Origin of the sequence: Bartonella japonica, from assembly GCF_040545385.1 — a bacterium.
GTDB lineage: Bacteria > Pseudomonadota > Alphaproteobacteria > Rhizobiales > Rhizobiaceae > Bartonella > Bartonella japonica.
Genome location: NZ_JBEPLT010000028.1, coordinates 1 through 7,353 on the forward strand (window position 1 = coordinate 1; position 7,353 = coordinate 7,353).

14 protein-coding genes and 1 pseudogene are annotated in these 7,353 nt (G+C 36.4%); 8 read left to right on the forward strand and 7 right to left on the reverse strand.

All coding sequences use genetic code 11. The annotated features are described in order from the left end of the window. The 4 genes and pseudogenes from ABID39_RS07360 to ABID39_RS07375 all read right to left on the reverse strand — a co-directional run. Window positions 1-104, reverse strand: a pseudogene (locus ABID39_RS07360) (recombinase); the annotation flags it as partial. A 148-nt stretch (window positions 105-252) separates the two neighbouring features. Next, complete coding sequence (locus ABID39_RS07365) at window positions 253-996, reverse strand: antA/AntB antirepressor family protein (RefSeq protein WP_354187458.1); 744 nt, start codon at window positions 994-996, stop codon at window positions 253-255. Between the two features lie 71 nt (window positions 997-1,067). Next, window positions 1,068-1,448, reverse strand: coding sequence for a hypothetical protein (locus tag ABID39_RS07370; RefSeq protein ID WP_354187460.1), 381 nt, complete (start codon window positions 1,446-1,448; stop codon window positions 1,068-1,070). 243 nt (window positions 1,449-1,691) lie between these two features. Continuing rightward, window positions 1,692-2,309, reverse strand: coding sequence for a S24 family peptidase (locus ABID39_RS07375; RefSeq protein ID WP_354187480.1), 618 nt, complete (start codon window positions 2,307-2,309; stop codon window positions 1,692-1,694). Window positions 2,310-2,392: 83 nt separating this feature from the next. Between ABID39_RS07375 and ABID39_RS07380 the strand changes: the two genes are divergently transcribed. Together ABID39_RS07380 and ABID39_RS07385 are read left to right on the forward strand one after the other, a co-directional pair. Then, window positions 2,393-2,776 carry a hypothetical protein gene (locus ABID39_RS07380; protein WP_354187462.1) on the forward strand — a complete coding sequence of 128 codons (384 nt, stop codon included), beginning with the start codon at window positions 2,393-2,395 and terminating at the stop codon, window positions 2,774-2,776. Further along, window positions 2,773-3,225, forward strand: coding sequence for a hypothetical protein (locus ABID39_RS07385; protein ID WP_435521313.1), 453 nt, complete (start codon window positions 2,773-2,775; stop codon window positions 3,223-3,225). The genes ABID39_RS07380 and ABID39_RS07385 overlap by 4 nt, the downstream gene beginning before the upstream one ends. 11 nt (window positions 3,226-3,236) lie before the next feature. On the opposite strand, the gene ABID39_RS07390 is transcribed toward ABID39_RS07385, so the two are convergent. Both ABID39_RS07390 and ABID39_RS07395 read right to left on the reverse strand, forming a co-directional pair. Next, window positions 3,237-3,425: a hypothetical protein gene (locus tag ABID39_RS07390; RefSeq protein WP_354187464.1), complete on the reverse strand. Its 189-nt coding sequence runs from the start codon at window positions 3,423-3,425 to the stop codon at window positions 3,237-3,239. 153 nt (window positions 3,426-3,578) lie between these two features. Then, complete coding sequence (locus ABID39_RS07395) at window positions 3,579-4,109, reverse strand: hypothetical protein (RefSeq protein WP_354187466.1); 531 nt, start codon at window positions 4,107-4,109, stop codon at window positions 3,579-3,581. Window positions 4,110-4,138: 29 nt separating this feature from the next. Here ABID39_RS07395 and ABID39_RS07400 point away from each other — a divergent pair, with 29 nt between their 5' ends. The 6 genes from ABID39_RS07400 to ABID39_RS07425 all read left to right on the forward strand — a co-directional run bounded on the left by ABID39_RS07400 (window position 4,139) and on the right by ABID39_RS07425 (window position 7,214). Beyond that, window positions 4,139-4,615 carry a crossover junction endodeoxyribonuclease RuvC gene (locus tag ABID39_RS07400; protein WP_354187468.1) on the forward strand — a complete coding sequence of 159 codons (477 nt, stop codon included), beginning with the start codon at window positions 4,139-4,141 and terminating at the stop codon, window positions 4,613-4,615. Next, entirely contained in the window at window positions 4,608-5,075 is a 468-nt protein-coding gene (locus ABID39_RS07405; protein WP_354187470.1) for a YdaU family protein, read from the forward strand. Before ABID39_RS07400 ends, ABID39_RS07405 begins: the two co-directional genes overlap by 8 nt. A 67-nt stretch (window positions 5,076-5,142) precedes the next feature. Next, a complete protein-coding gene (locus ABID39_RS07410; protein WP_354187472.1) occupies window positions 5,143-5,724 on the forward strand; it encodes a hypothetical protein in 582 nt (193 codons plus the stop codon). Next, window positions 5,708-6,121, forward strand: a complete 414-nt coding sequence (locus ABID39_RS07415) for a hypothetical protein (RefSeq protein WP_354187474.1) — start codon at window positions 5,708-5,710, stop codon at window positions 6,119-6,121. The genes ABID39_RS07410 and ABID39_RS07415 overlap by 17 nt, the downstream gene beginning before the upstream one ends. A gap of 63 nt (window positions 6,122-6,184) precedes the next feature. Beyond that, window positions 6,185-6,556: a hypothetical protein gene (locus tag ABID39_RS07420; RefSeq protein WP_354187476.1), complete on the forward strand. Its 372-nt coding sequence runs from the start codon at window positions 6,185-6,187 to the stop codon at window positions 6,554-6,556. Between the two features lie 184 nt (window positions 6,557-6,740). Further along, a complete protein-coding gene (locus ABID39_RS07425; RefSeq protein ID WP_354187478.1) occupies window positions 6,741-7,214 on the forward strand; it encodes a hypothetical protein in 474 nt (157 codons plus the stop codon). A 52-nt stretch (window positions 7,215-7,266) separates the two neighbouring features. Here the strand turns inward: ABID39_RS07425 and ABID39_RS07430 are convergent, their stop codons facing one another. Then, complete coding sequence (locus ABID39_RS07430; RefSeq protein WP_435521314.1) at window positions 7,267-7,353, reverse strand: BrnA antitoxin family protein; 87 nt, start codon at window positions 7,351-7,353, stop codon at window positions 7,267-7,269.

Sequence of the window (7,353 nt, forward strand, 5' to 3'; positions counted from 1 at the left end):
TCAGAGAAGTTATGATTGATACATGTTTTGATAATTGTTTTACGAAATTGATCATGAGAAAATCCATATTTGCTTGCCATTGTTGTTAAAGGAGAATTTGTCATGTTTGTTTCCTTGATTTACGCGCAATTTGCCTGTGGCGTGAATCACGCATTTGTTAAAAAGAGTTATGGTGTGTTGTTAGAAAGCCGGTCTCTTTAGGCTATAGAATTTCATCAGTCAGTTCGTATTTCTTTTCCATGATTGCTATCCTTAATGCATGCTTTGTTTTTGTAATGCTTGAGACAACATACCAATGCCTTTCGCTGTGATTTTTGCACAAGGAATGACTTTTTCAGTTCCACCTGAAGATTTAATCGTAATGGTAGGACAATCCATAAGACCTCTTTTGATTTTATCTTGATAAGGCAATAAATAAGTTCCCAAAGTGCGTCGATAAATCCATCCTTTTTTCTGTAAGAATTGAATGAACTGTTTTGGCTGTATGTTGAGAATTTTAGCCGCTTCAGTCAGACCGAAGAGCCCATCATGGCGTTGCAAGTTTTCAAGAGCAGCTGCTTTTGGTTTTAAATCTTCAATGATGATATCTTTTTGATTTATTTGTCCTTGTAGGTAATTCAAAAAGCCAATCATTGCTTGTGGACTTGAGTAATCAATTTGCGGTGTTGTTGCTTGCTTTGCACGTCGCTCGCATTCGATAAAGTATAAACGAGCTTCTCTACCTTTTTGATTATTTTCTAACATAGAAAGTTCTTTGGCTATGTTTAGAGTGAGGTGATAATCTTTACGATTGTGACCACCCCTACCTTTGCTCGCCAAATTTGGCGAGCAAACAAAGTCTTGATTTTCTACCAAATTATATTTTTTGATACGATCAGTAATCCAATTGGAAAAGTCTTTACCTACCTCCAAAAAGTCGTGTAATTCACGAGCATTTACAGTTTGAACGGTTTCTCCATTAACCGTGTTATTTGCGATAGCGATAGGATTATTCATAAGTTTATTCCATTTAATGATTTTATATGAGGAAAGAGGGGGCGCTATTAGAAAGGCGCCCTTAAGAGTTTTTAAAGCACATCACAAGGACGCAACCGGTGTTGTTTTTCGTAAGAACCATACTCGGCATCTTCATATTCACGCCGTTTTATATCCTCTAAGAAAAAATCATACGCATCGCTGTGTAGAATAAAGTCGTGAAGTTTTGTTTCCTCAAAACACCGTTGCTCATATTTTTGAATGTAACATTCAGCAATCTCTTCAGAGATATCTTCACAACGGTTTGTTGTTGGTTCAATACGGAAGATCTTAACAGCATTATCAGCTTCATTAATAAAATTGATAATGTCACTTTCTTCGTGGAAAGGTCCAGATTGAGCGAGATTGTCTCCCTCGTCCATACTCATTACTAAGAGAATTTCATCAGAATTTATAAAGATTGGTTTTTTCATAATTGCCCCTCCCTAACGCCCCTTGGCGATTGTTCGTTTGTGGTTTATGAATATATTAGTACATTATGAACGAAGCATAGTCAAGTACAAAATGTACTGTTTTTTCAAAAAAATAAAAAAGTGACGAATCACTACCTAATTTAGGGAATCAAAAGCCTGCAGTTTACTGATAAAAATCAATCAAATTCGCCGTAATCTGTCGATTGTATCTAACTAGTAAGTGAACAGAGAAGCGTATTCTGTTTACATATCAAGAATAGTACGTCGTACACGACCTATTATAGAGATAGAACCTTCAAGTTTTGGAGCTTTTATTGTTTTATCGTACGAAGCAGGCTGAAAAGGAGGATTATCATTTGGTCTGTATCGTTTATATGTTGCTTTCCCAGTTTCATCTGCAATTACATAGCAGGCATTAGGTACAAGCTTTTTGTCTCGCATATTTACAAATATTATGGAATCTGGAGGACTAATTTTATTCATGGATGCGCCATCCACACGCAACGCAATCCATTCACCGGCAGGAAGGTTAATAGCTTCTGTCATAGGATAATCTGAAAAATCCATTATCCCATCTTGCTCGCTTAATTCTCCAGCACTAATCCATGAAATAAGAGGAATACTTATATTAACACCAGGATTCTCTTGAGGAGATTCACCAAATAAAATCCATCCCGGATCGACGTTAAATACTTGTCCATAGAGTTTGGCTTTTTGTCGAGAAACAGGACGATTTCCATTTTCATGACTAATTAGAGTATTTTGATTAAGAGCTGGTATAGCACGCGCAGCCTCGCTTGGTGTTGCATACCCAGCATTTTTACGCGCTATTTTAAGTCTATCTTTTGGCAAATAACTCATTCGTACATTATCCACTATTTTTTTCATTCATTGTGTACTATTTTATCTTGATTTAAAATTGTACGTAATGTACTATTTGGATTATGGTTAATAATTTTTATGTCAAAAATTTGATTGAGTCTTGGGGATCTATACGCCAATTTGCAAAGGAAATTGGTTGTAGCTATGAGGCTGCACGTAAAATGCGCGATCGCAATAGTATCTCTCCAAAATATTGGAACATAATTATCCAATTATCTGAATCCAAAGGTCTACCTTGGGTTACGCTAGATTGGTTTCTTCATATGTATGAGAATAAATCTCATGGTGTTTATCTTCCAATAACAGAACAAGGAAAAGGTGTGATTTCTTCAACGGAAAAATTTACAACATCGGATGATACACGGTCAATTTATATGAATAATTCCACAGATAATAATAAGTACCCACAGCACAATTCACAGCCTCAATATGAAGAAAGATCATGAGAAACGGAATATTGAAGAAGATTTACACCCAGTTTTGTAGATTAATAGGTTGCAATACGAAAATGAAGAATGGAGGCAGATTGGTGGAAGAATGGAGAAAAGTACCATATCGTGACTGTAGCGTAGAAGATCTTGTGAAACGACACGAAACTCACACAACAATTCTTAAAAAACGAGAAGAATGGCATAAGTCAAAATTTGATAGTTGGATGAGATGGCATGAAGCCACTCTTGCAGAGCGAGATAAGTCAATTGAACAACAGCAAGTAGTACTTGAAAACCTATCCACTTTAATTAAGCAAAAAAATAAAACGCTGCATAAACAAAGATTAAAATTGGATTTACAGATGAGAGTTATTGATGAATTAAATAATAAAATCAATTATTTAATCAACAAAAAAGAAGAACCCAGATTGACGGATTTTGTTTTTGCAGGAGAAGTTTTTTAATTCTGGTGTCATTAATCCCAAAAATGAGGGTCGTTAATTAAAAGCGGATCTTTGGGATTAACTTCATAATAAGTCTCTTTTAAACGTGGATATGAAGCCCAAAAATGAACGGTGAATGTTTCCTCTGGATTAACAATGGAAGTGTGTTCAAGTGTAAAATTTGCAATGTTGCGAGAATTAGGCTTACGGCAGGTAATCATGAAATCTAAAAAAGTACAGCGTTTAGCGGATATAATAAAAAAATTTAAAGCATACTCTGATGAAGCATTTGATTTTATATTTTCGGGACATAACGCAATGAGTTTGGGCGTTGTCCTTTTAATAACGAAGTGCCCCTCCGAAGACTCAAATTTCTATTGAGTAAAAGGACAAGCGTTTTTAACAAACTTAAAGGGACTGTTTTTCGATATGCGTATATTCTTTATCATCATATCTTGTGTCGTAAGATTTTTAATGCACAGCTTTACCTTAACATGGGGAGTACCTTTATATTCTTGTGGGAGGAATATTGCCTTCAATTTTAAATATGGTCCCAAATCCCGTGCTTTTTTATCTTCTAATAGAATAGCTGTCTGGATTTCTGATGCTATAGTTTGTCGTTGGAAGATTTTAAGTTGTTTTTTTAAGCTTCGTTGTTGCACAAAAAGTGTCACCATTCCAGTAACTATCGTAGCAATGATAGGAGCAATCGTAAGATTATCACTTATCCAGTGCAGCAAAAATACAGCGCTATCATTTATCCGATGCAATAAGAATACAACCTTATCAACTATCCATTCTTGCATCTTTCCCCTCCCCACTTTTTTAGAACCGTTGGGAGGATACTTTTTCATAAACATTTTTTCAAGACAGGCAATCACAACACGCTCTGTCATAGCAAACATATAAATACGTAAAGCCTTAAGGGGGGATAATGATCATTAATGCACAAACCATTCTTTGTCTTGATCTAGGCACCAAGACTGGGTGGGCGATCTGCGGTGCAGATAATAGTATCATTAGTAGTACCATTAACTTTCAATCACGCCGTTTTGAAGGCGGCGGAATGCGTTATTTGCGCTTTAAGCAATGGCTGACAGAAATAAAGCATACAGCAGGTGGTATTGATGCGGTGTATTTTGAAGAGGTGAGGCGTCATGTTGGTACGGATGCGGCGCATATTTATGGTGGTTTACTAGCAACATTAACTGCGTGGTGTGAGCATCATCAGATACCGTATGAAGGCATACCAGTTTGTACGATTAAGAAGGCGACGACAGGAAAAGGCAACGCATCAAAAGTAAAAATGATTAAGGCAATATGTTCCAAAGGACATACGCCTAAAGACGACAATGAAGCAGATGCTTTAGCAATTTTATATTTAATAAAAGAAGGGGGCGCGCATGTCTAATGCAATGCCATGGATAAGATTCCATTTGTATGACTGGATAAGTGGTACAAATGGAATGACATTGGAACAACGAGGTGTCTATATAACGCTGCTTGTTCGTATGTATGATAAAAAAGCACCAGTTAGAGAAGATTTTGGAACGCTTGCACGCGTTTGCAATTGTTCACAAAAAAAGTTTGCAACTATTGTCGAATATCTCATGAAGAATGATAAACTTATTGAGACAGATAATGGATTGTGGAATACGCGCGTTGAAGAAGAGCTAAAAGATTTTTCTGATAAAAAAGAGCACATATCGCAAGTTCGTAGTGAGGCTGGTAAAAAAGGTGTGCAAGCAAAAAACAATATAAAACAACATGTTAATAATTTTGCTGAAGCAAATGATAAGCAAAACGTTTTTTTTGCTGAAGCAAACGCTAAGCAAAATCAAGCTATAAAGAATAAGAATATAGATATATAATAAAAAAACTAATACTATCGTATTAGCAAAAAAAGAAATTGAACTTGAAGATTTAGAAATCACTGATTTGGTTGACGAGCCAACAGAGGTTGCTGCTGTTGAAACCACATCAGAGCAAATTACAACCTCATCAGACAATAAACCTTCCTTTCACGAGCAAAAAAGCGTTCCAAAGAAAACCAAGCGAACTAGGACCAAAGATGGTTTTCGCTTGCCTGCGGATTTCAAACCCAATTTGCAATACGCAATCGATAAAGGCTTAACGCATGATGAGGCACTGTTAGAGTTCGAAAGGTTCACAAATTACTGGATAGCAAACCCAGGTAAAAATGCAAACAAACGAAATTGGCAAATGACTTGGTACAATTGGGTTACGAATCCGAAATGGGGACTATTAGCCAAGAAACAAGAACAAACACTTAGAGGATATCATGGAAAATTCACTCAGAAAACTTTCACAGAACAGCTCGCAGATGGCTTCAAAGAACTCAGAGATCATCTCTCATCTGGAGAAGATTATCAAAATGATCAGTCCGGAATATCCATTGATGCTGAAAGCTGGGACTACATTGACGCAACAGGAGGAAACAAAAACCTTGGATGCTTGCAATCATCTACAAGCCTTGCTCTCTGTGCAAGCTTCAGTTAAGCAGATTGAACACGCTTCCTTCTTACTTTCAAGCATGAGAGTTCCTGCAAACACAGATCCCAAAGCTGTTGTTCTATCCTATAGCATGATACTGGGACGGATTTCGGCATATGCTCTGAAAAAGGGTGTCGAAAATATTATAATGGGTCAAGAAAGTGGAATGTCAAAAACATTTATGCCGACTTGTGGAGAGCTTTTAACTTACTGTCAAACAATAGAGAAAACTCTCCTTTCAAAAGCCAATCTTGTACGCAAGGCGATTTTGAATACACGCGAGAAAACACTGAAAGCAAAAACAGAAAGAAAGCATTTTAAACCATTAACGCTTGTTTCCAAACAAGAGGTTGAAAAGGCTTTAGATGGCAAGCTTGAAAGGAATATCAAATGGAAAATTTAAAACAAAAACCAAATGAAGAAAAAATCATCAGTTTTTTTATGAACAATTCATTGGGAAAAACTGATGCGGTTAAACGAAGATAATGCACTTGAGGCTTGTTTATGGCTTCATAGGCTTATTGCTGTAAAAGCTTCAAATGATGATATTGCTAATACCTTTCGTTTGTTTTCTGCAAGTGGTTTTCAAATGCGAAAAGACATGGATTCTGATGCTTGTGTTATGGCTTACCAAACTGAACTGAAAGGTGTTTCCTTATTTGTTTTGAAAGAAGCTTTAAAACGTATTGTGTGCGGTAAAGTAGAAGGCATGTCTAAAAAGTTCATGCCAAGAGCATCAGACTTTTCTGAATATTGCGAAGAGCTTGAGAAAGATCTTCTTTCACGAGCCAAAACTCTTCATGAATTCATGACAGGTGAATTTAAAAGTGATTTCTAAAAGATAGCAAAATAGTGAAAAGTGGTGATCGTTTTGTGATTAGACATGCGTTTAAATCGACAAAAAGATACCGTACAGAGCGATTTAGATTTATTTTGATAAAATTCCACATTGCAATTGCAAAACACTCTGTACGATCAAATTTGAGGTAAATTGACCTATTGGTAAAAATAGGAATTAAAACATGGAAATTTTAAAACAACTGGTCTTAAAAAATCGTAAAAAGCCCGTGAAAAAAAAGTTTGTAGCAACAGCTGTTGGTCATGCGCCATGGGGGTTAGGAGTAGCAGAGTATTTTTATAATCTTTACGAATATCCTGATGGTACGAGAGAGTATGAAACATTTGATGGTGGTCAATACCATGACATGCCTGAGAATGCGGATTATAGTACCAAAGCGCAGGTAAAAGCATGGATTTATGGAGGAAATGTACCACGGAATGTTCTGAATATCGAGCCTCTCATAGATGAGGTGAACAAAGAAATTAAAGAGCGTACAAAGGAAGTTCAGTTGTTTAGTGAGATTACGAATGATGGGGAATGGGGCTATCCGTTGTCTTGTGATGAAATGGATCGCGAGTTAAAAAAAGCGCTTGATTTTGAATTGAGTAAATACAAAAATACGAAAAAAGTGAGAAGAAAATCAAAAGCTGCTTAGTTTAAAGCTTAGTCTCTTTCTTCTCGTCTTCAAAGACGAGGAGAAAATGAGTTTATCGCATTGAACGAAGCATAGCGTCACGTAAAATGGCATTAATTCTTGTCTGATAGCCTTTGCCTTGGCTTTTAAGCCATGCCAG

Bases quoted from the DNA above. Each gene is read 5' to 3' on its own strand.
- ABID39_RS07365 (WP_354187458.1), bottom strand. From the start codon at position 996: ATGAATAATCCTATCGCTATCGCAAATAACACGGTTAATGGAGAAACC.
- ABID39_RS07370 (WP_354187460.1), bottom strand. From the start codon at position 1,448: ATGAAAAAACCAATCTTTATAAATTCTGATGAAATTCTCTTAGTAATG.
- ABID39_RS07375 (WP_354187480.1), bottom strand. From the start codon at position 2,309: ATGAGTTATTTGCCAAAAGATAGACTTAAAATAGCGCGTAAAAATGCT.
- ABID39_RS07380 (WP_354187462.1), top strand. From the start codon at position 2,393: ATGGTTAATAATTTTTATGTCAAAAATTTGATTGAGTCTTGGGGATCT.
- ABID39_RS07385 (WP_435521313.1), top strand. From the start codon at position 2,773: ATGAGAAACGGAATATTGAAGAAGATTTACACCCAGTTTTGTAGATTA.
- ABID39_RS07390 (WP_354187464.1), bottom strand. From the start codon at position 3,425: ATGATTACCTGCCGTAAGCCTAATTCTCGCAACATTGCAAATTTTACA.
- ABID39_RS07395 (WP_354187466.1), bottom strand. From the start codon at position 4,109: ATGTTTGCTATGACAGAGCGTGTTGTGATTGCCTGTCTTGAAAAAATG.
- ABID39_RS07400 (WP_354187468.1), top strand. From the start codon at position 4,139: ATGATCATTAATGCACAAACCATTCTTTGTCTTGATCTAGGCACCAAG.
- ABID39_RS07405 (WP_354187470.1), top strand. From the start codon at position 4,608: ATGTCTAATGCAATGCCATGGATAAGATTCCATTTGTATGACTGGATA.
- ABID39_RS07420 (WP_354187476.1), top strand. From the start codon at position 6,185: ATGCGGTTAAACGAAGATAATGCACTTGAGGCTTGTTTATGGCTTCAT.
- ABID39_RS07425 (WP_354187478.1), top strand. From the start codon at position 6,741: ATGGAAATTTTAAAACAACTGGTCTTAAAAAATCGTAAAAAGCCCGTG.